19 protein-coding genes are annotated in these 20,905 nt (G+C 72.6%); 8 read left to right on the top strand and 11 right to left on the bottom strand.

All coding sequences use genetic code 11. The annotated features are described in order from the left end of the window. The first annotated feature begins 19 nt into the window (after positions 1-19). Positions 20-838: a tryptophan-rich sensory protein gene (locus DI573_RS09370; protein WP_292813228.1), complete on the top strand. Its 819-nt coding sequence runs from the start codon at positions 20-22 to the stop codon at positions 836-838. A gap of 21 nt (positions 839-859) precedes the next feature. Here the strand turns inward: DI573_RS09370 and DI573_RS09365 are convergent, their stop codons facing one another. After that, positions 860-1,609, bottom strand: a complete 750-nt coding sequence (locus DI573_RS09365; protein ID WP_292813226.1) for a GMP synthase — start codon at positions 1,607-1,609, stop codon at positions 860-862. An 82-nt stretch (positions 1,610-1,691) separates the two neighbouring features. Between DI573_RS09365 and DI573_RS09360 the strand changes: the two genes are divergently transcribed. The 4 genes from DI573_RS09360 (at position 1,692) to DI573_RS09345 (ending at position 7,127) form a co-directional block, all read left to right on the top strand. Beyond that, complete coding sequence (locus DI573_RS09360) at positions 1,692-2,360, top strand: sigma-70 family RNA polymerase sigma factor (RefSeq protein ID WP_292813223.1); 669 nt, start codon at positions 1,692-1,694, stop codon at positions 2,358-2,360. After that, complete coding sequence (locus DI573_RS09355) at positions 2,353-2,820, top strand: hypothetical protein (protein WP_292813220.1); 468 nt, start codon at positions 2,353-2,355, stop codon at positions 2,818-2,820. Before DI573_RS09360 ends, DI573_RS09355 begins: the two co-directional genes overlap by 8 nt. A 61-nt stretch (positions 2,821-2,881) precedes the next feature. After that, positions 2,882-4,594 carry a S8 family serine peptidase gene (locus DI573_RS09350; RefSeq protein ID WP_292813218.1) on the top strand — a complete coding sequence of 571 codons (1,713 nt, stop codon included), beginning with the start codon at positions 2,882-2,884 and terminating at the stop codon, positions 4,592-4,594. A 52-nt stretch (positions 4,595-4,646) separates the two neighbouring features. Then, entirely contained in the window at positions 4,647-7,127 is a 2,481-nt protein-coding gene (locus tag DI573_RS09345) for a CHAT domain-containing protein (RefSeq protein WP_292813216.1), read from the top strand. A 253-nt stretch (positions 7,128-7,380) separates the two neighbouring features. On the opposite strand, the gene DI573_RS09340 is transcribed toward DI573_RS09345, so the two are convergent. The 4 genes from DI573_RS09340 to DI573_RS09325 all read right to left on the bottom strand — a co-directional run bounded on the left by DI573_RS09340 (position 7,381) and on the right by DI573_RS09325 (position 10,798). Further along, positions 7,381-7,980: a LysR substrate-binding domain-containing protein gene (locus DI573_RS09340; RefSeq protein WP_292813245.1), complete on the bottom strand. Its 600-nt coding sequence runs from the start codon at positions 7,978-7,980 to the stop codon at positions 7,381-7,383. 233 nt (positions 7,981-8,213) lie between these two features. Continuing rightward, entirely contained in the window at positions 8,214-8,579 is a 366-nt protein-coding gene (locus tag DI573_RS09335) for a transferase (protein WP_292813213.1), read from the bottom strand. A gap of 92 nt (positions 8,580-8,671) precedes the next feature. Then, complete coding sequence (locus DI573_RS09330) at positions 8,672-9,754, bottom strand: bifunctional glycosyltransferase family 2/GtrA family protein (RefSeq protein WP_292813210.1); 1,083 nt, start codon at positions 9,752-9,754, stop codon at positions 8,672-8,674. A gap of 12 nt (positions 9,755-9,766) precedes the next feature. Further along, the gene (locus DI573_RS09325; RefSeq protein WP_292813208.1) at positions 9,767-10,798 is read right to left on the bottom strand and encodes a phosphodiester glycosidase family protein; all 1,032 of its coding nucleotides are present in this window, start codon (positions 10,796-10,798) and stop codon (positions 9,767-9,769) included. Positions 10,799-10,891: 93 nt separating this feature from the next. Here DI573_RS09325 and DI573_RS09320 point away from each other — a divergent pair, with 93 nt between their 5' ends. Further along, entirely contained in the window at positions 10,892-11,548 is a 657-nt protein-coding gene (locus DI573_RS09320; RefSeq protein WP_292813243.1) for a YitT family protein, read from the top strand. A gap of 13 nt (positions 11,549-11,561) precedes the next feature. Here the strand turns inward: DI573_RS09320 and DI573_RS09315 are convergent, their stop codons facing one another. The 5 genes from DI573_RS09315 to DI573_RS09295 all read right to left on the bottom strand — a co-directional run bounded on the left by DI573_RS09315 (position 11,562) and on the right by DI573_RS09295 (position 18,513). Continuing rightward, complete coding sequence (locus DI573_RS09315; protein WP_292813206.1) at positions 11,562-11,933, bottom strand: type II toxin-antitoxin system VapC family toxin; 372 nt, start codon at positions 11,931-11,933, stop codon at positions 11,562-11,564. Between the two features lie 2 nt (positions 11,934-11,935). Further along, positions 11,936-12,196, bottom strand: coding sequence for a ribbon-helix-helix protein, CopG family (locus DI573_RS09310; RefSeq protein WP_292813204.1), 261 nt, complete (start codon positions 12,194-12,196; stop codon positions 11,936-11,938). A 17-nt stretch (positions 12,197-12,213) separates the two neighbouring features. Next, positions 12,214-12,993, bottom strand: a complete 780-nt coding sequence (locus DI573_RS09305) for a DNA-formamidopyrimidine glycosylase family protein (RefSeq protein WP_292813201.1) — start codon at positions 12,991-12,993, stop codon at positions 12,214-12,216. Then, positions 12,986-17,770, bottom strand: a complete 4,785-nt coding sequence (locus tag DI573_RS09300) for a DEAD/DEAH box helicase (RefSeq protein WP_292813240.1) — start codon at positions 17,768-17,770, stop codon at positions 12,986-12,988. The genes DI573_RS09305 and DI573_RS09300 overlap by 8 nt, the downstream gene beginning before the upstream one ends. Positions 17,771-17,850: 80 nt before the next feature. Then, complete coding sequence (locus tag DI573_RS09295; protein WP_292813238.1) at positions 17,851-18,513, bottom strand: alpha/beta fold hydrolase; 663 nt, start codon at positions 18,511-18,513, stop codon at positions 17,851-17,853. A gap of 278 nt (positions 18,514-18,791) precedes the next feature. Between DI573_RS09295 and DI573_RS09290 the strand changes: the two genes are divergently transcribed. Both DI573_RS09290 and DI573_RS09285 read left to right on the top strand, forming a co-directional pair. After that, positions 18,792-19,421 (top strand): NUDIX hydrolase family protein, encoded by a 630-nt coding sequence (locus DI573_RS09290; protein WP_292813198.1) that lies wholly within the window; start codon positions 18,792-18,794, stop codon positions 19,419-19,421. Between the two features lie 14 nt (positions 19,422-19,435). Then, positions 19,436-20,272: an ATP-binding protein gene (locus DI573_RS09285; protein ID WP_292813196.1), complete on the top strand. Its 837-nt coding sequence runs from the start codon at positions 19,436-19,438 to the stop codon at positions 20,270-20,272. A 5-nt stretch (positions 20,273-20,277) separates the two neighbouring features. Here the strand turns inward: DI573_RS09285 and DI573_RS09280 are convergent. Continuing rightward, a partial coding sequence (locus DI573_RS09280) for a beta-eliminating lyase-related protein (protein WP_292813193.1) occupies positions 20,278-20,905 on the bottom strand: 628 nt, incomplete at its 5' end.

Genomic DNA, 20,905 nt, shown 5'->3' with positions numbered 1-20,905 from the left:
GCCGCCGTAGGGTGTGGGGATGACGACGCGCACGCACGCACCCCGGCCGCTCGATCTCGTGCGGCAGATCGCCGTGGTCTCGTCGCTCGGATTCACCCTCGTCGCCGTGCTGGTGGGGGTGGGCGGGCTCGGCGGCACCGCGGTGGAGAGCTCGCAGGGCGGAGCCCTGGACTCCGACGCCACCTACCTCGCGCCGGCGGGCCCCGCCTTCTCGATCTGGTCCGTCATCTATCTCGGACTCGTCGGATACGTCATCTGGCAGGCGCTGCCCTCGCAGCGCGTGTCGGCGCGCCAGCGCGCACTGGGGTGGTGGATCGCGCTCACGATCGTGCTCAACGGGATGTGGCTGGTCGCCGCCCAGCTCCTGCCGATCTGGACGACCGTGATCGTGATCTTCCTGCTGCTCGCGGCGCTGTGCGTCGCCTTCCAGCGCGCTGTCAGCACGCGGGTGCCGGGTGACGGGGTCCTCGACGCCGTCCTGATCGACGGGGTCACCGGCCTGCACCTCGGCTGGGTCACCCTGGCCTCCGCGGCCAACGTCGCCGCGTGGCTGACGGCGATCGGCCCGACGTCGTGGGCCGATCACGCCAGCGCGTGGGGTGTCGCCGTCGTCGTGGTGCTGGGCGTGATCGGGCTCGGGATCGCCTGGGCGAGCGGTTGGCGCGTCGCGCCCGGCCTCGCCATCGCGTGGGGTGCGGCGTGGCTGGCCGTGGGTCGTCTGCTCGATGAACCGCGCAGCGAGCCGATCGGCATCGCGGCGCTCATCGTCGCCGTCGTGGTCGGCGGCCTGCCCCTCCTGGTCGCGGGCCTGCGACTGCTGCGGCCCCAGGGCGACTGATCCCTGCGCGGCCGCGCAGATTCACGCCAGCGACGCGGCGAACGCGCGGAGCAGACGCGGTGGTTCGGTGAGGGAGGCCGCCCGCACGCGCGCCGCGACCTCGTCGAAGCGCTCGGCCTCGAAGTAGCCGTCGTTGCGATACACGGCCATGCGGTCGATGAAGGCGGCCGCGGTGGGCTCGGGGTGGAACTGGGTGGCATAGAGCGTGCTGCCCACACGATACGCCTGCACGGGACACGCCTCTCCCCGCGCGAGCAGCACCGCCCCCGGGGGCGCCTCGCCCGTGCCCTCCTTGTGCGCGGTCAACGCCTGGAAGCGGTGCGCGAGCCCCCCGAAGAGCGCGTCGCGCTCGCCGTCCTCGGTCAGCTCCACGGTCGTGGGCCCGGTGTCCTCGGGAAAGCCGCGCGTGACCTCGGCGCCCAGCATCCGCGACACGATGCCGATGCCGTAGCAGGTGAACAGAGCGGAGGTCCGCCCGGATGCCGCCTGCCGTGCGATCTTCTCGAGATCGGCCTCGAGGCGGCGCTGCACGTCGGTCTTGGTCGATTCGGGGTCGGCCACGTTGAACGGGCTTCCGCCGACGACGAACCCCGCGAAACGGTCGAAGACATCGTCGGGCAGCGGCTGGTGCACGAGGTCGTGGGCGTGCAGGCGTTCGGCTCCCGCGTGCATGGCCTCGCCGAACGAGCGATACTCGGCCTCGGCGGCACCCGACTGCGGCCGTACGCACACATAGAGCAGGGGCGCTCCGCCCGCCACCGCGCTGGTCATCCTGCGAGTCTAAGACGATCGCGCGCCGGATGTATCAGGCCGACCCTGGTGCGCTCCCCGATACGTGGACACAATGGGCACCATGACCGACGTCGAGCCCGAGGGTGTCGCGGACGGTGACTCGATCGGCGATCGCGACGCTCCCGCGGAACCGGAAGAGGCATCCACCCTCGCCGAGCCGTCGCGCTGGGAACGGGCGGCCGGATGCTTCACCCGCTGGCAGAAGGGTGATACACGGGCGATGGATGATCTCGTGCGCCTGATGACGCCCGTGCTGTGGCACGTCGTGCGCTCGTACGGCCTCGATCGCGCGCTTGCGGAGGACGTCGTGCAGACCACCTGGCTGACACTCGTGCGCGGTCACGCCGCCATCGCCGATCCCCGTGCCGTCTCGGGATGGCTGACCACCTGCGCCCGCCGCGAGGCGTGGCGGGTGAGCAGGCTGCAGCGGCGCGCCGATCCCACCGAGATCGAACAGCTGGAGCCTCGGCTGGCCTCGGCGCCCTCCGCGGAGCACGAGGCGTCCACGGCAGATGAATCCCACCGGCTCTGGCGCGCCGTCGCCCTGCTGAACGAGCGCTGTCAGCGGCTCCTTCGGATCGTCGCGTTCGATGAGCGGCCGGATTACGCACGTATCGCCCACGACCTCGCCATGCCGGTCGGATCGATCGGTCCCACCCGGCAGAGGTGTCTGGCCAAGCTGCGCGTCGCCCTCGAAGACGCGGGCTGGGGAGGAGGACCCCATGCCTGAGGAGGATTTCGCCGCGGACGCGGCCGTGTTCGCGACGTTGCGCGCGGTGTGGCAGCGGGTGGATCCGATGCCCGCTGAGCTCGTGGACCGCATGATCGCCGCCGTGGCGATCGAAGATCTCTCGCGCGAGTACGCCCAGCTGACTCTCGTCGAGCAGGCGCAGCTGGCCGCGGTGCGCGGTGACGCCGACACCCTGACGCTGCAGTTCAGCGACGGCACCACGACGGTGCTGCTGCATGTCTCGGCGGCGGAGGACGGCACCCGTCGTGTGGATGGATGGTGCGATGCGTCGGCGCTCGCGGTGCGGCTCGCGCAGGGGGATCGGGAGTGGGCCGCGGAGCCCGCCGAGCACGGGCGGTTCGCGTTCGAGGGCGTCGTTCCCGGCCTCACCCGGCTGCGCATGGTCGTGAAGACCGCCGAGGGGATGTCGGAGTTCATGACACCGCACTTCGAGGTGTGAGCGCCGCTCCGGGACAAGATCAGGGGCCGGCGCAGGGCGCGCCCGCCGGGAGGGGATGAACATGGCCGATGAGATCCGCGCGTCGCGTGAGCCGCAGGGCTGGAGCTGGCGGGACAGGGCGCGAGCCCTCGCGCGCGTGCCCGCGATCCTCGACCCCGTCGACGTGGGTGCCGATGTGATCGAGGGGGTCGACCCCGCCCCGACGGCGTACGTCCGCGACCAGCTGCTGATCTCCACCGCGCAGGGCCTCGACACCGAGGCCCGCTTCGTGGTGGAGGCGGCGCGGCAGTACGGCTGGGTCGCCTCGCCCGTCGCCGACGACGAGAAGGCGCCCGAGGCCGCCCGGTTCGCTCCGCCGCTCGCGCCGAGCGCCGTGCGCCTGGAGACGCAGGGCCGGCGACAGTCGCGGGTGACGCGCTTCGCCCTGCAGAACGCGCCCGAGTCCGAGACGGCGCCCGAACCTCCCGCACCCGGTGACGGGCCGTCGCCGTCACTCGAACCACGCCCGCTTCCCGACGCCTGGCGTGTGCTCCAGCGCGCGCGCCGATTGGCGCGCAGCATCCTGCCCTCGGTCGGGCTCGATCACGTCCTGACCCTCGACGCGATCGGAGCCAACCCGTTCACGAGCTCGAACCCGTTCACCCGCTCCAATCCGTTCACGAGTTCGAATCCGTTCACCCGCTCCAATCCGTTCACCCGCTCCAATCCCGCGGGCCCCGACAGCTACGCCCTCGTGGGCAGCGGCGGCCGCCAGCCGGTGGCCTTCGTCGGCGCCCGCCCGCCGCGGCGCACGGATGACCCGCCCGCACCGGGTCGCCGCCCGCGCGTCGCCGTGCTGGACACGGGATGCGGGGTGCACGACTGGTTGGACGACGTGGTCTCGTGCGGGCTGACGGTGGGCGGTGCGACCGTCGGCGAGGACGACACGCTCTCCGACCCCGAGAACTACCCCAGCCTGTTCGGCGTGCTCGATGGCACCCTGGATCCGGTCGCCGGACACGGCACGTTCATCGCGGGCATCGTGCACCAGGCGTGCCCGGATGCCGACATCCTCGCGATCCGGGTGGCCGACGGACTCGGCACGGTCGACGAGCAGGTGCTGATCGATGCGCTGGAAGGTCTGCTCGCGGCGGTGGAGAGCGGGTTCGAGATCGACGTCCTGAACCTCTCCCTCGGCTATTACCACGAGACGCCGCAGGACGGGCAGTACAGCATCGACCTGTTCGGCGTGCTCGCCGACCTGCGCGCCCGCGGCGTCGCGGTCGTCTGCTCGGCCGGAAACGACTCGACCGACCGGCCCGCGTTCCCGGCCGCGCTGTGGCCGTATCCGGGCGCGGAGGACGAACGTCTGGGTGCCGACGACGCCCTCGCCCCGCACCTCGCGATCGGCGCGCTCAACCCCAATGGCGCCAGCGTCGCGCTGTTCTCCAACATCGGTCCCTGGGTGCACGCGTACGCGCTCGGTGCGGGCGTGCTCAGCACCACCCCGGCCTTCCTCGGCGGCACGCAGGCGGGCACTCGCGACGATCGCCACGGCAGACGCCGGGAGACCATCGACCCCGATGACTTCCGGGGCGGGTTCGCCCTGTGGAGCGGCACGTCCTTCGCCGCGCCGCTCGTCGCGGGCAGGCTCGCCGCCCGTCTCACGCACGCTCTGCGGGAGGGAGGGCTGGCCGAGACCGGCGCGCGCGTGAAGGCCCTGCGCGCAGCATCCGCCGAGGTGCTCGCCGAGTTCGAGAAGCGCGTCGCGCCGGGCCTGCGACCGGAGGGATGAGCGGCGGGCCGGAGGGTCGCGGCGGGCGCACGATGTGCGCCATGCTGAGGCGGTGACGCTCACCGCGGACGAGCTCTACCGTCGCGGCCTCGACCACACCAATGAGGGCCGCAACGGCGCGGCCCGTCGCGCGCTCGCCGCGGCCGCCGCGCGTTGCGACGATGCCGACCTCCGCGCCCGGATCGCGGGCACGCTGGCCTACGTCGTGGACCGCACCGGTGACCCCGATGCTGCGCGACGACTCTGCCTCGACGCGCTCGATGACGCGCGGGTCTCCGCGCACACCGCCGCCATCGTGCGCGGCCAGCTCGGCGTGCTCGCCCTGCATCACGGAGCCGTCGACGAGGCGATCACCTGGCTCGACCGCGCGATCCACGACATCGGCGACGATCCCGAGCATCGCGCCTCGATGCTGATGAACCGCAGCGTCGCCCACATGCAGGAGCGGCGGCTCGTCGCGGCCCGCGCCGACCTGGAGCGCGCCGCCGGCGACTACGCCCGCACCGACCGTGCCGTCGACGCCGCGATGGCCGAGCACAACCGGGGATACGTCGCTCTGCTGGAGGGCGACCTCGTGCAGGCGCTCGCGCGGATGGCCCGCGCGCGACGCGCGTTCGAGCAGTCCCCGGTCAACTCCGCGATCGGCGACCTCGATCGCGCCGAGGTGCTGCGGGACGCGGGGCTCACGACCGAGGCCGAGAGTATCCTCGAGCGGGTCGCGGGGGTTTTCGGTGCCCACCGGATGCGCCAGGCCCGCGCCGAGGCCGAGGTGAGCCTCGCCCGCTCGATCCTTACCCATTCGCCCGGGCGTGCGGCCCGGGTGGCCCGTGCCGCCGCCCGCCGATTCGCGGCCCTCGGCAGCGAGAGCTGGACCGCGCGCGCCGACGCCGTGCGGCTGCGGGCGCTGCTGGCCGGCGCCGGGATCGACCGGACGGGTGCTCCGGTGCCCGCCGCGGGTCGGCCGCCCGCGGCGGCGGAGGTCGAGGCGACGGCGGCGATGCTCGACCGGCATGGTCTGCGGGCCGATGCCGCGGCGCTCCGGCTCGCGCAGGCGCTCAGCGTCGCCCGCCGCGGATCTGCGCTCCCGCGCCCGCCTCGCGTGCACGCATCCGCGCCGCTCGAGGTGCGGCTGCTCGCGCACGAGGTGGCGGCCGCGCGTTCCGCGCAGGCGGGACGGGATGCTGCGGCCCGTCGTGTCGCGGCGCGTGGGCTCGCGGTGCTCGAGGCCTCGCGCCGGGCGTTCGGCAGCCTCGACCTGCAGACGTCCATCGCGATGCAGGGCGCGGGTCTGCTGGGGGCGGGGCTGGCCGCGGCGCTCCGGTCAGGGCGCCCCGACGTCGTGTTCGCCTGGTCGGAACGCGCGCGGCACATGAGTCAGCAGGTGGTGCCGCTGCGGCCCCCGCCCGACCCGCGCCTGGCCGCCGAGCTCGCGCAGCTGCGTCAGCTCCGGGCCGAGAACCCCGCCGGCGATTGGCTGGAGGACCCCCGCGCCGCCGCGCTGCGCGATCGCGCCCGTGAGCGCCAGTGGGAGTCGGTGGGCGCCGCCGGCGTTCAGGCGCGGATCGGCCTGCCCCGCGCCCGCGCCATGCTCGCCGACGGCGAGAGCCTGCTGTCGTACGTCTTCGACGGGGTGCGACTGGTCGCCCTCACGGTCGACCGCGAGCGCACCCGGATCGTCGAGCTGGACTGGACGCGCGTGCGGCCCGCCCTGACGGGACTGCGCGCAGACCTCGACATGTCGGCATCGGTGCAGGCCGGCCCGCTCGCCGGCGTCGTGGGGCGCGCTCTGCAGGATCGCCTCGCCCGGCTGTCGGCTCTGCTGGTCGATCCCGTGCTCGCGCAGCCGGACCCCGCGCGGGTGGTGATCACCGTGCCGGGCGTCCTCACCGGCGTGCCGTGGACGATGCTTCCCGCGATGCGCGGGCGCGTTCTCACCCTTGCCCCCTCCATCTCGCGGTGGGCGGCGCTGCGGGCGGAGGCCGACACCCGGCCCGCACCGAGACGCGCCGCTTTTGTCGTCGGCCCCCGTGTGGCCCGGGGCGACGAGGAGGCGCGGGTGGCAGCATCCGCCTGGGCGGGCGCGACGGTGGCGACGGGGGACGACGCCACCGTCGATCGCGTGGCGGGCCTCGCGGGCGTGGTCGAGGTGCTGCACCTGGCAGCCCACGGCAGACACGCGGTCGACAACCCGCTCTTCTCGGGACTCGAGCTCGCGGACGGAGCCCTGTTCGGCTACGACATCGACCGCATACCGCGCGTGCCCGATGTCGTCGTGCTCTCGGCGTGCGAGGGCGGTCGCTCGTCGGTGCGGTGGGGCGAGGAGGCGATCGGGATGACCCGCGCCTGGCTGCATGCCGGCAGCGCCTGCGTCGTCGCCGCCCCCGTCGTCGTGGCCGATGACATCGCCTGCGAACTGCTGGCCGGCGTGCACGAGGGCCTTGCCGCGGGCCTCGCACCCGCGGTCGCGCTCGCCGACGCGACCGCGAAGACGGGCCATGTCGCGCCCTTCCTCTGCCACGGCGCGGGATTCTGATGCGATGTATCAGCGCGTCCCGCGGCTGCTCCTGACGAGTGGACCTGGATCACGCACGGCGGTCCGGGGGGATCGCCGCTGGGGGCGGGCCGCCGCGGTACGGGGGCGTTCTCGCGGCGGACGGGTCCCGGGGGATGTCGCAGAGACCCAGGTCGGCGACATCCCCCGCTCGCCGTTGGGGCGTCGAAATCACGTTGGGGCGCGCTGCAGCGCGCCCCAACGGAGATTCGACGCCCCAACGGCCCGCGAGCTCTCAGCCGCGGGAGGAGCGTGCCGATCGGCCCCGGACGATGCCGACGAAAGCCTCGACGTCGGGCGTCGTGCGCTCGGCCGGCCAGGCGAGCGCCACGGGCGAGGGCTCCGCGCCCGCGAGCGGTCGGTGCGCGACGTCACGGCGATGATGCAGGCGCGCGAGCGACATCGGCACCACCACGATGCCCACACCCGCGGCGACGGTGGCGATCGCCTCGCCGGTGTCGACGGGCGCCGCGAACGACGGGGCCACGGTCGATGGCAGCACGAGAGCGGGCAGCACGTCGTCCTGCGGCACGATGCGCACCTCGCCGTCCAGGTCCGCGGCCTCGAGCTCGTCAGCCGCCGCAAGATGCGAGTCGGCGGCGAAGACGACGACCGGCGTCTCCTCGTAGAGGACGATGACGTGCAGCGCCTCGCGGTCGATCGGCAGCCGCACGAGGGCCGCGTCCACCTCGCCGTCCAGGAGCGCCGGGCGCTGGGCCGCGACGCTGAGCGGGGTCAGGACGAGATCGACCCCCGGCATCCGTTCACGCCACCGGTCGATCCACGTGCCCGGTGTCGCCCCTGGGATGGCGCCGAGCCGGAAAAGGCGGGGGATGCCGTCGGCCGGGTGCTGCGCGTGAGTTTCGCCCGCCGGGGTGCTCGGTGACGAGGCGCGGGCCGATGCCCGCGTTCTGGCGGGCGCGCCGGGCGTCGCGCGTCGCCCGCGGGGGGATGATCCGCGCGCGGCGCGAGCGCCTCCCTTGCCCTTGGCCATTCCGACAGGTTATCCGGGTGCACGACGCGTGCCGACGAGGCACGGGGCCAGGCACCACCCCGCGGCGTCGGGGGTCACGCCACGAGGTGGAATCCTCGGCGGTCGGTTGCCACCGCGCCGCCCTCGACGATCGCCTCGTCGTCTCCGATCAGGGCGCCGACGGCGACCCGGGCACGCGGCCCGACCGTGGTGCGCACGCCGATGCGCGCGCCCGCGCCGATCAGGGCGTGCGAGCCGATGTGCGCGTGCGCGTCGATGACGGCGTCGGGTCCGATCATCGCGTCACGCTCGATCCATGCGCCGCGCATGATGCGCGCACCCGCCGCGACCTGCGCGCCCGGTTCGACGTAGGCGCCGGATTCGACGAACGCGCTCGCGTGCACCTTCGCGCCGTGCGCGATGAGGCCTCGTCCATTGACGTGCTTGCGGTAGCGCAGCACCTCTCCGCTGTCGCTTGTAGTTCTTGCCCACTGTCTCCTCCTGCGGCTCTGGGTGTCAGCCGAGTACAGGAATAACCTTTCACGCCGCCGGATCATTCCCGCAGGGCTTGCTCGAGAGGGATTCGTTGTGCTCGGCCGGATGGATTGCCCGGCGCACGAGAATATTCCGGCCGGAACACCACTGCGCGCTGCGCCTGGAAGCTGACGACGAAGAGCGAGGCGTCTGTGAGCGCCTTCGCCGCGAGAAGCGGCACCCCCGCGTCGGTCAGCGCGGTCAGCATCCCGAAGTTCGCCGCGAGCAGCAGCACCGCGAGCGACGCGTATCGGGCCATGGCCGTGCGCAGCGCGACGTCGCGTCCTCGGGCGAAGACCGCGTGCCGGTTCGCCGCGAAGTTGACGCTCGCGCTGACCAGCCGTGCACCGACGACCGACAACAGCAGGGTCCCGGTGAGGGCCTGCAGCACGAGCAGGGCGACGGTGTCGACCGCGAAGGCCACCATCGCCGACGCTGCGAAGCGCAGCAGCGGAACGTACACCCGCACGGAATCCGCGACGGGCCGGAAGTGCGAGGACGCGTTTCCCTCGGTGTACACGGTGGCGATGGGGTGCTCCACCAGCGAGAAGCCCGCGGAGCGCGCATGCAGCAGCATCCGGAATTCGTACTCGAACCGCTCGCCCGTCACGGTGAGCAACCACGGCAGCGACGCGGGCGGCAGGCCGCGCAGACCCGTCTGGGTGTCGCCGATCGACTGTCCCGACACGGCGCGGAACAGGGCGCGGCTGATCGTGTTGCCGATGCGGCTGCGCGCGGGCACCCGGCCCGAGAACGCTCGGATCCCGAGCACGAGAGAAGACGTCGCGCTCTCGAGGACGGCGGCCACGCGGGCGACGTCGGCCGGTCTGTGCTGTCCGTCCCCGTCGGCGGTGACGACGCCGGCGCCCGGGTGGGCGACGAGCACGTGGCGGATGCCGGACTTCAGTGCCGCGCCCTTGCCGAGATTGCGGGGGTGGTGCAGGACGAGCGCCCCGCGGCGCGCGACCTCATCGAAGATCGGCGCGAATCGCGGCCCCGACCCGTCGTTCACGACGACGACGGCCGCCGCCGGATCGTCGGTGAGCAGGGCGTGCACGAGTTCGATCAGGCGCGTGTCCGGTTCGTAGGAGGGGATCAGCACGACATGCACGGGTCAGCCCGCCGCCGCGATGTACAGGATGTCGCTCGTGGCTCGCTCGCCGCCGTTCGAGGGCTGGTTGATGACCTCGCCGCCGAAGTACATGGTGCTCGAGCCGCCGCCGTCGAGGTTGTAGGCGGTCGTCGCGCCGAGCTCGAGCATGATCTGCGCGAGCTCGGTCAGGTCGACGCCCGCGCTGTAGCCGTCATCGCGACCGTCGACGACGACGAAGACGAGGTGATTGTCGTCGACGACGCCGACGGCGGTGCGCGGCTGGTCGCCCTGGATCGAGTGGTTGCCGACGTTCGTGTCGATCTCGACGTCGTCGATGCCGGCCACGACGGCACCGTCCTCGACGATCGCGGGGCCGAAGCTCAGGGTGTTCCAGGCGCCCTCGGCGACGAGCTCGTCGGCCGAGGTGGTCGTCTCGTCGTAGATCTCTGCCGTGCCGTCGGTGTAGAAGACGATGCCCTCGCGGGCGGGCTCGTCGCGATAGACCACGCCGTTGCGGATCACGATGCCCGTGTCGCGGAACCCGTAGTAGTCGCCGTTGATCGCGAAGATCGCATCGTGCTCGGCGGCGATCGAGCTGACAAGATCGGTGATGTTCTCGCCGAACTGGTTGTTCGCGAATGCGCTCCGCAGCACCGTCGCGTCGCCGAGTGTCACCTCGGCGACGTAGTACGTGACGGTCTCATCGCCCGTCCCGGTGACGACGGTCGAGATCTCGATGTCGGCGTCATCGGAGCTGTATCCCGTGTCGGACGCGACCGCACCGCCGCCCGCCGCCGTCGTCTGCGCGTCGTCCTCGGTCGTCGCGGCCGCCCCCTGTTCGGCTTCGTATGCCTCGACGTCGGCGATCTCGACGTGCGGCACGACGAATCGATCGAGCGCCCACACGGCGCCGCCGCCGGCGGTCAGCACGATGACGAGGCCCGTCGCGATGAGACCGAGGCGCAGACGGCGGTGGCGGCGGGCGCGGGGGGAACGGCGCGCGCGAGGCGGGAGCGTCGGTGGGGCGCCGAGGGTCGGGTCTGAGACGTTCATGGATGCTGTTGTACGGGCCGTGCCGAAGAGCACGATAGGGCGCGGCTATGCGTGCGCTATCGGCGGCTTTGCGAGGATGGGACGGTGACACGCATGCCGGATGCCGAGGGTGAGCCGCCCGCCGAGACCTCAGCGACCCTGGTGTTTCCCGCGGACGACACCGCCCACAGCATCCCGGAAGACGTGCTCGGGCTGCTGGCGGGCACTTTCACGGCCTCGCTCGGGCTGCACCTGCTGCAGGCGAGCGACGCGGTCACCGGTGGCACGGCCGGGCTCGCGCTGCTCGTGGGCTATGCCACGCCGTGGCCGTTCTGGCTGGTGTTCGCGGCGATCAACCTGCCCTTCGCGGCGCTGGCGCTGTGGAAGAAGGGCCTGGACTTCACGCTGCGCACCGCCCTGGCGATCGGCCTCGTCTCGGCGTTCTCGGTGATGCACGACCGGCTGTTCCCCATTCTCGGGATGAACGCGATCTACGGCACGCTCGCGGGCAACCTCCTGGCCGGGATCGGTCTGCTGATCCTGTTCCGCCATCGCGCGAGCCTCGGCGGCATCAACATCATCGCGCTCGTCGTGCAGGAGCGCTTCGGCGTGCGCGCCGGGTGGACGCAGATGGCCTTCGACGTGCTGATCATCGCGTCGGCGGTCTTCGTCGTGCCGTGGCCGAGCGTCATCATGTCGGCGGCCGGCGCGGTGCTGCTGAACCTCGTGCTGGCGCTGAACCATCGGCCGGGGCGCTACATCGGCCACTGAGCGGGGACGGCGGTCAGTAGGGTCGCGCGAGCGTCGTGAACATGGGGAAATGTCGAATGTTGAGCGTCAGCAGCTCGGCGCCGATGCGATGCGCCGTTGCGGCGATGAGGAAGTCGGCGACATCGATGCCTCGGTGACTCGGCAGCCACTGCCGCGCAAGCTCGCCGGCGAGAGTCGATATTTCTCGATCCACGGCATGCCAGTGCAGGGCATCGAGAAGGTCCTGCGTCGTCGCGGCCTCGGCTGGCCGCATGCCCGCGAGCACCTCGGCGCGGCTCACCTCACTCGCATTCAGAGGGCCGAGGGTGCGATGGTGCACGAGAAGCCGTCGAGCCCTGTCGTCACCTCGAAGCACATCGATGAGCACGGATGTGTCGACGAGCACGCTCACGAGTCGAGGTGGGCCCAGCGCCCACCCGTGCGCAGCGACTCGACGCTCGCCTCGCCGTCGCGATGTGGGCGATCGTCGTCGGACCACGCGCCGAACGCTCGATCGATGCGGTTCAGATCGGCGTCGGTGTCGTCGTGCGCGTAAGCCATGCGCACCGCATCGCGCACAAGAGCGGACATCGATTTGCCGGTGCGCGCGGCCGCGTCGTCGAGGAGCTCGCGATCGTCCTCCTCGAGGGAGATCTGCGTGCGCTTCATGATGTAAGGGTACATCGTCAGGTGGGCGGCTGGCAGTGCGGGCACCAGAAGACGTTGCGCCGACTCGTCTCGGACGCGCCGAGCGACATCGCGCGGATCCCCGTGCCGCACCGTCGGCAGGGTCTGCGCTCGCGGCCGTACACCCAGGTGGACCGGCCCGGGCGGGAGTCGCCCGTGAAGGTGCGACCGGGCCCGGGGAGGTTCTGGCGGATCATGCGGGCCCCGAGTTCGACGAGCGCGCGGGTGTCGACCTCGGCCGTGGGCGTCTCGGGATGGATGCCGCGCACGAAGAGCAGCTCGTTGGCGTACTCGTTGCCGAACCCGGCGACGTTGCGCTGATCGAGCAGCGCGACGTGCGCGGCGCGGGTGTCGGCGGTGAGCCGCCGCGCGGCTTCGGTCGGGTCCCAATCGTCGGCGAGGGGATCGGGTCCGAGGTGGCCGATGACGCGGTGCTCGTCTCGGGTGGGGAGCACCTCCACCATGGCCAGGTCGAAGCCGACCGTGTCGTGATCCGCCGTCCCGACGATCGCGCGAGCCTTGAACCCGGGAGCCCGCCACCGCGCGCCGGCCCGATAGACGTGCCACTCTCCCTCCATCTTCAGATGCGAGTGCAGCGTGAGCTCGTCGAAGCGGTGCAGGATGTGCTTGCCGCGGGGCACGACCTCGCGCACGGTCTGACCGGTGACATCGGCCGTCGCGCTGCCGGGTACGCGGACGTCGAAGCGGGTCACGACAGCGCCCGCGAGCGCGGCATGCAGATGGTGCGCGGTGCGCCAGACGGTGTCGCCCTCAGGCACGAGTGGCCTCGCGTGCGGCGTCGCCCGCGGTCACGCGGCGCAGCGTGAGGCCGCGCGGAGACTCGACGAACCCGGCCTCGCGCAACGCGCGGCCCACGTCCGTCCCGTACACGAAGGCGCCGTTGACCTGTTCGATCGTGAGCGTGTCGAGGCGGCGGGTGCGGGCGAGGGTGGCGAGACTGCGGGTCGCCGCCTGCAGCACGCCCTCGTCGTCGGTGAAGGCGAGGGCCGACTTGCCCCCGCGCTCCAGGTAGAGGGCGAGGGCCCCGTCGACGATCGAGACGAGACCGCCCGCCTTGCGGCCGGGACGATGGGTCACGCCCTCGATCGCCGGCCACGGCAGCGCCGCGCCGTATGGGTTGGCGGGGTCGGTCGCGGCGAGGGTCAGGGCGCGGAGCGGGGCGGGGTCGGGCAGGGCTGCGAACTCGCGGAGACGGTCGATGGTCGGCGATGTCGCGAACTGCGCCGCCCCGAGCCTCTCGATCAGGTAGCCGCGCCGGCAATGGCCCGCCTGCTCGAAGCCCGCAAGGATGCGATAGACCTGAGCGAACCCGCCGGGCACCCCCTCCGCCTGCACCGAACCGCGCGTGACGACGCCGTAGCGGTCGAGCAGCAGGGATGCCGTGGCCGTGGCCCGCGCGGCCGCATCGGGTTCGGGGCTCGGCAGCAGAGACCAGCGTCCGCCGGTCGCGGACGCACGGGGCGGTGCTGCGCTCGGGCGCGACAGCGGCGTCCCGCGGAACATCCGCGAGCGCGGGGTGCGCCTGGCGGTGCGATGGGCCTGCGACCCTCCGCCGAGGAGGGTGCGCACGGGTGCGAAGGTGTCGTTGGTGACCCGGCCCGCCCACATCAGGGTGAAGAGCGCCTCGATGACGGACTGCTCGTTCGCGGCATCCACGGACTGACGCAGCTGCCCCGCGAACCACGCGCCGCCCGAGGACAGCTCGTCGATCAGGCGCTGTTCGAGCGAATCGGGCGCGAAGTCGACGTCGGAGGGCACGAGAGTGTAGGGCGCGGCGTCGGCGGGATGCAGGGAGATCCAGCCGTCGCGCCCGGGCAGCGACCCGTTGCCCGACCACACGACCTCACCGGTGGCGGTCAGCTCGTCGAGCATCGCCGGGGTGTAGTCGCCCACGCGGGCCGGAAGGATGAGCGATTCCCAGGCGCTGGCGGGAATCGGCACGCCCGCGAGCTGCTCGATCGCCGCGGCGACGCCGTCGATGCCCTCGAGAGGCCTCGTGACGTGCTGCCACACCGGAGCGAAGCGCGCGAACGCCTCGGGCGCGACCGGTTCGACACTGCCCCGGATCGCGGCGAGCGACCGCATGCGCAGGCGGCGCAGCACCTCGGTGTCGCACCACTCGGTCTCGTCGCGGCTGTCTGCGGTGGCCGGCAGGAAGAAGCCGCTCGACACGCGCCCCTGTGACTCGAGCCGGTGCAGCGTCTGACGCGCGACGGCCACGCCGATGCCGAGGCGCCGGGCGACGGCATCGGTCGTGAACGGGCCGTGTGTGCGCGCGTGACGTGCGACCAGATCGGCGAGGGGGTCGGCCACCGGCTCGAGGAAGGCGAGCGGGAGGCCCACGGGCAGGGCGACGCCGAGAGCGTCGCGAAGGCGGCCGGCGTCCTCGATCGCGGCCGCGCGCAGGGTGCCGGAGATCTGCACCGCGATCGCGCGGCGGGCGTCGACGAGCGCGTCCAGGAGCTGCTGCGCCTCGGCGATGCTCGCCCCGGTGTCGGAGCGCGGCCGGTCGCCATCGAGCCGCAGCTCGGCTGCGGATGCGGACGCCTCCGGTGGCTCGAGCCGTGGCGCGACCTCGTCGGCGTCGAGCGGGCCGAGCAGCCGCAGCAGATCGGCGACGCCCTCGACGCCCCGCACTCGGCGTTCGGGATCGAGGCGCTGCGCCTCGCGCTCGAACTGCGCGATCACGTCCGGGTCGAGCAGCTCGCGCATCTCGACCCGGCCCAGCAGCTCGGACAGCAGCGCGGGGTCGACCGACAGCGCCGCCGCCCGCCGCTCGGCGAGGGGCGAGTCGCCCTCGTACATGAACGCACCGACATATCCGAAGAGAAGGTCGCGGGCGAACGGCGAGGGCTGCGTGGTCGTCGTCTCGACGAGCCGGATCCGGCGATCGCCGATGCTGCGCAGCAGACCGAGAAGAGCGGGGAGATCGTAGACGTCCTGGAGGACCTCGCGCAGGGTCTCGAGGATGATCGGGAACGTGGGGTGGCGCTTGGCGACCTCGAGCAGCTGCGCCGATCGCTGCCGCTGCTGCCAGAGCGGGCTGCGCTTGCTGGGGTTGACGCGGGGCATCAGCAGGGCGCGCGCCGCGCACTCGCGGAACCGCGAGGCGAACAGCGCCGAGCCGCCGACCTCGTCGGTGACGATCTGCTCGAGCTCGTCGGGGTCGAACACGAAGAGCTCGGCACCGGGTGGTTCGGCCGTGGTGTCGGGAATGCGCGCGATCACGCCGTCGTCGCTCGCGACCGCCGATCCCTCGACACCGAGTCGCTCGCGGATGCGGGCGCCCACGGCGAGCGCCCACGGCGCGTGCACGCTCATGCCGTACGGGGAATGCAGGATGACCCGCCAGTCGCCGACCTCGTCGCGGGAGCGCTCGACGGTCAACGTGCGGTCGGTCGGAAGGCTGCCCGTCGCCTCCTTCTGCTCGGCGAGGTACGCCAGCAGGTTGCCGATCGCGCGCTCGTCGAGCCCGGCATCCCGAAGTCGCCCCCGGGCCTTCTCGGCGGACGCCGACGACAGCTCGCGCGAGAGCCTGCCCAACGCCTCGCCCAGCTCGGCGGGCCGGCCGAGCCCGTCGCCGTGCCAGAACGGCAGCTTGCCCGGCTGGCCGTAGGCCGGCAGCACGTTGACCCTGTCGTGGGTGATCTCGACGATGCGCCAGCTGGTCGTGCCCAGCGTGAAGACGTCGTTGACCCGCGACTCGTAGACCATCTCCTCATCGAGTTCGCCCACGCGGGCGTTGCGGGTCTCGCCGGCCACGAACACACCGAAAAGCCCTCGATCGGGGATCGTGCCGCCGCTGGTCACCGCCAGCCGCTGCGCGCCGGGGCGCCCCGCGATCGTGCCCGCATCGCGATCCCAGACGATGCGCGGGCGCAGCTCGGCGAACTCGTCGGACGGATAGCGTCCTGCGAGCAGGTCGAGCGTCGCCTCGAACGCCGATCGCGGCAGGGTGCGGAAGGGCGCGCTGCGCCGGACCTGTTCGTACCACTCCTCGACGGCGAGCTCGCCCAGGGCGGATGCTGCCACCGTCTGCTGCGCGAGGATGTCGAGCGGATTCTGCGGGATCGAGATCGCCTCGATGCTGCCCGACAGCATCCGCTCGGTCGTGATCGCCGTGTGCAGCACATCGGCACGATGCTTCGGAAAGAGGTAGGCCCGGCTGACCTCGCCGACCTGGTGACCGGCGCGCCCGACGCGTTGCAGGCCGCTCGCGGCGGACGGGGGCGCCTCGACCTGGATGACCAGGTCGACCGCACCCATGTCGATGCCGAGCTCGAGGCTGCTGGTGGCGACCACGCAGCGCAGGCGCCCGGCCTTGAGGTCTTCTTCGACCTGGGCGCGCTGTTCTTTGGACACCGAGCCGTGATGCGCGCGGGCCAGCACGGGCGGGGCCCCCGCGTCGGCACCGGCCTGGGCCATGATCGCCGCCGGCTGCGCCGGCTGCGCCGGCTGCGCCGCGTCGGGCGGATCGAGGCCGAGGCGTTCGGCGTAGATCTCATTCAGCCGCCCCGTCAGTCGCTCGGCGAGGCGCCGCGAATTGGAGAAGACGATGGTCGAGCGGTTCTCGAGGATGCGGTCGACGATCGCCTCCTCGACGTGGGGCCACACCGACCCCGTCATCTCGGTGCTCTCGGGGCGCAGCCGGCTGTCGGCGGCGAACCACTCGGGCTCGCCGTCGGGGTCGGTCGCGCCCGGCCCCGTGGCGGCGCCGTCAGCGGCCTCCGCGCCCGCGCGGGACCCGGGCGGCGGCGGGGGATTGAGCATGTCGTCGATCGGAACGACCACGCGCAGATCGAACGCCTTGCTCGCCTTGGGCGCCACGATCTCGACGGGCGCGGAACCGCCCAGGAACCGCGCGACCTCGTCGATCGGCCGGACGGTGGCCGAGAGCCCGATGCGCTGCGCAGGGCGCTCGAGCATCGCGTCGAGGCGCTCGAGACTGACCGCCAGGTGAGCGCCGCGCTTGGTGGCCGCAACCGCGTGCACCTCGTCGACGATGACGGTGTGCACCTCCCGCAGGGTCTCGCCCGCCTGGCTCGTGAGCATGAGGTAGAGCGATTCCGGCGTCGTGATCAGGATGTCGGGCGGCTCCTGTACCAGACGGCGGCGCTCGTTCGAGGGTGTGTCGCCCGAGCGCACGCCGACCGTGACGTCGGGCAGGGCGACGCCCAGCCGCCGCGCCGACTGCCCGATGCCGACGAGGGGCGAGCGCAGGTTGCGCTCGACGTCGACGCCGAGGGCCTTGAGCGGGGAGATGTAGAGGATGCCGGTGCGCGAGCGGGCCGCCGCGCGTCGGCGTCCGCGCGGCGCGGGGTCTTGCGCGACGATCGGCTTCTCGCGGAAGACCCGGTCGATGGCCCAGAGGAAGGCGGAGAGCGTCTTGCCCGACCCTGTGGGGGCGACCACCAGGGCGTGCCGCCCCGCCGAGACGGCCTGCCACGCGCCGATCTGCGCAGGGGTGGGCGCGGCGAAAGCCCCGCGGAACCACTCCTGTGTCGCGGGGCCGAAACGCTCGAGCACGTCGCCCATCGCATCCATCATGGCCCCGACCTCCGACATCGGGTCGGGGGTTGCGCATCTGGGAGACGGCCGGGTGTCCTGGCGTGGGATCAGCCCGAGGTATCGGCATCCAGCCGTGCTCGCAGGAACTCCCGGACATCCGCCAGTTCCGGCTCCGAGACGCTGTGCGTGAGCCCCGCGTAGACCCGACCCGACAGGTCGGCGTGGGAGGGCAGCCACTCGGTCGTGTGCGCGATCAGCGGCGGCGGGATCACCTCGTCGCGCGCCCCCCGCCCCCAGAAGACCGGCGGCCGGCGAGCGGCCAGCGCGGCGTCGCCCGGCAGCGGCCCCGGCGCGGCATAGCCGCTCAGGTTGACGGCGAACGCGAACCGATCAGGCCGCAGCCGTAGGGCCTGCAGGGCGATCGCCCCGCCCTGCGAGAAGCCGAGAAGACCGATGGATGCCGCACCCGCGGCGTGCGCGTCGACCCATTCGATCAGTCTTTCCGCGCCCCGCGTCACGCCCTCGGGGTCGCGTCCACCGAGCCCCTCGATCGCGTACCAGGAGAATCCGGGCGCCGGAAAGGGTGGCGTGAGCGGAGCGCGGACCGCGGCGACGGCGAAATCGGGCGGCAGATGGGGAACCAGAGCGAAGAGGTCGCGCTCGTCGGCCCCGTACCCGTGCAGCAGCACCAGCAGGGGGCGTCCGTCGGGATCGCCCGACCACAGAGCGAGGCTCGGATCGAGCGCGGGCGTGAGCGCAGCATCCACCATGCGCCCCATCATGGCAAACACCGCCGACACCCGCCCGACCGTGCCGGTGCTCGCCTGTCGCGATGTGCGGGTGCCGGGGCGGCGCACCCGCAGTTCGCGACAGGGGAGCCGGGTGCCGGGGTCGCGGGACATGGATGCTGGGCGTCGCGGTGGTGCTCGCCTGTCGCGATGTGCGGGTGCCGGGGCGGCGCACCCGCAGTTCGCGACAGGGGAGCCGACCCCGCGCCGCGCCCACCGCCCGGGGCGACCCACGCCGACGGCTGGGGTATACAGGAGGCATGCCGGTGCGCACACCTGACCCCGATCCCGACGAGCGCGACGACGACGGGACCCCCCGCGATCCGCTCGGCGGCATGACCTCGTTCGACACGCCCTCGCAGGGCACATCCGCCAATCCGGGGTGGCTGAGCGACATCGAGCTCGCCGAGGCCCGTCGCCGCATGCCGATGCTGTACGTCGAGGCGGTGCCCGTGCGCACCGACGGCGTCGGAGCCGTGACCGAGGTCGGCATCCTGCTGCGGGCGACCCCCGTCGGCGAGATCACCCGCACGATCGTCAGCGGGCGCGTGCGGTACGGCGAGACGGTGCGCGACGCGCTGTTCCGCCACCTCGAGAACGATCTCGGCCCGATGGCGTTCCCCCTGCTGCCCCCGCAGCCGACGCCCTTCACCGTCGCCGAGTACTTCCCGATGCCGGGACTCAGCGCCTTTCACGACGACCGGCAGCACGCGGTCTCGCTCGCCTTCGTCGTGCCCGTCACGGGCACGTGCGAGCCGCGTCAGGATGCCCTCGAGGTGACCTGGATGACACCGGCCGAGGCCTGTTCCGACTCGCTCGCCTCCGAGATGGAGGGCGGCCGCGGCACCCTCGTGCGGCTGGCGCTGGCGAGCGTCGGTGCGCTGCGCTGAGGGGCGCGGGTCGGATGCCGCAGAGCCCTCTCCTGGTCGACTTCGCCGTCGCGCTGCCGATCGTCCTCGGCATCGCCTACGTCGTGGCCTGGGCGATGCGCCGCCTGTTCGGTCAGCGCCTGCGGCTGAGCCTGACGACCATGACGATCGTCTCGCTGCTCGGGATCAGCCTGGGCCTGCTCCTGTCGGGCCTTCTGTTCTACGGTCAGCGCCTCTGGATGCCGACGACCATCCTGCTCACCGTCGGCTCGAGCATCGGCCTTGCCTTCGTGACGGCGGCGGTCGCGGCGCTGGTGCGGCCCGGGTACGACGACGTGGATGCTGCCGCCGTGCTCGCTGCGGGAGAGTCCGACACCGTCGAGTTCAAGGAGACCGCGCGCTGGAACGTGCGGGAGCAGAAGAAGGATCCGCGCATGGAGCTCGCGATCGCGAAGACCGTCGCCGCGTTCCTGAACTCCCGCGGCGGTGTGCTCGTGATCGGCGCGAACGATGCGGGCGAGGCGATCGGGCTCGATCGCGATCTGGCGACCCTGCGCACACCCGACCACGACCGGTTCGAGTTGTGGCTGCGCGACCTGATGTCGACTCTGCTGGGTCGTAATGCCGCGGCGCTGCCGCACATCCAGTTCGCGGCGGCGCCGGGCGGGTCGACGGTGTGCGCTCTGAACTGCCCGCCCTCACCGAAGCCGGTCTTCCTCGCCCAGTCCAAGGACGGCGGCTCGACCGATCTGTGGGTGCGGGTGGGTAACTCGACGAGATCGCTCGGGGTCGACGAGGCCGTCGAATACGTCGCGCGGCATTGGCGGCCCACGCTCGCGAGCGTGCTGACCGGGCGGCCCCGGTCCGGCTGAGACGATCAGGTCAGGCGGGCGAGCTCCGCCGCGAAGGCGTCGACGTCGTCGGCGGTGGTGTCGAACGAGCAGACCCAGCGCACCTCGCCGCGCGAGGCATCCCAGTCGTAGAAGCGGAATTTCTCGCGGAGCCGGTCGGCGACGCCGGCCGGGAGCGTCGCGAACAGCGCATTGGCCTGCGTCGGCTGCGTGAACGCCGCGCCCCGGATCCTGCCGTCGGCGATGCCCGCCTCGACGGCCTGGCGCAGTCGCGCCGCCATCGCGTTGGCGTGCGACGCGTTGCGCAGCCACAGGTCGCCCTCGATGAGCGCGAGCAGCTGGGCCGAGACGAAGCGCATCTTCGAGGACAGCTGCATGTCGAGCTTGCGCAGATAGCGCAGTCCCTCGGATGCCGCCGCATCGAGCACGACGATCGCCTCGGCGAGCATCGCCCCGTTCTTGGTGCCGCCGAAGCTGAGCACGTCGACGCCCGCATCGCGTGTGAAGGCGCGCAGCGGCACGCCGAGGGAGGCGGCCGCGTTGGCGATGCGCGCGCCGTCCATGTGCACGCGCATGCCCAGCCCGTGCGCGTGGTCGGCGATCGCACGCACCTCGTCGGGGGTGTACACGGTGCCGAGCTCGGTGGACTGCGTG

This window comes from Microbacterium sp. (assembly GCF_003248605.1).
Classification (GTDB): Bacteria; Actinomycetota; Actinomycetes; order Actinomycetales; family Microbacteriaceae; genus Microbacterium.
The sequence above is the reverse complement of the archived record's forward strand: the minus strand, read 5'-3'. Positions and strand labels throughout refer to the sequence as shown.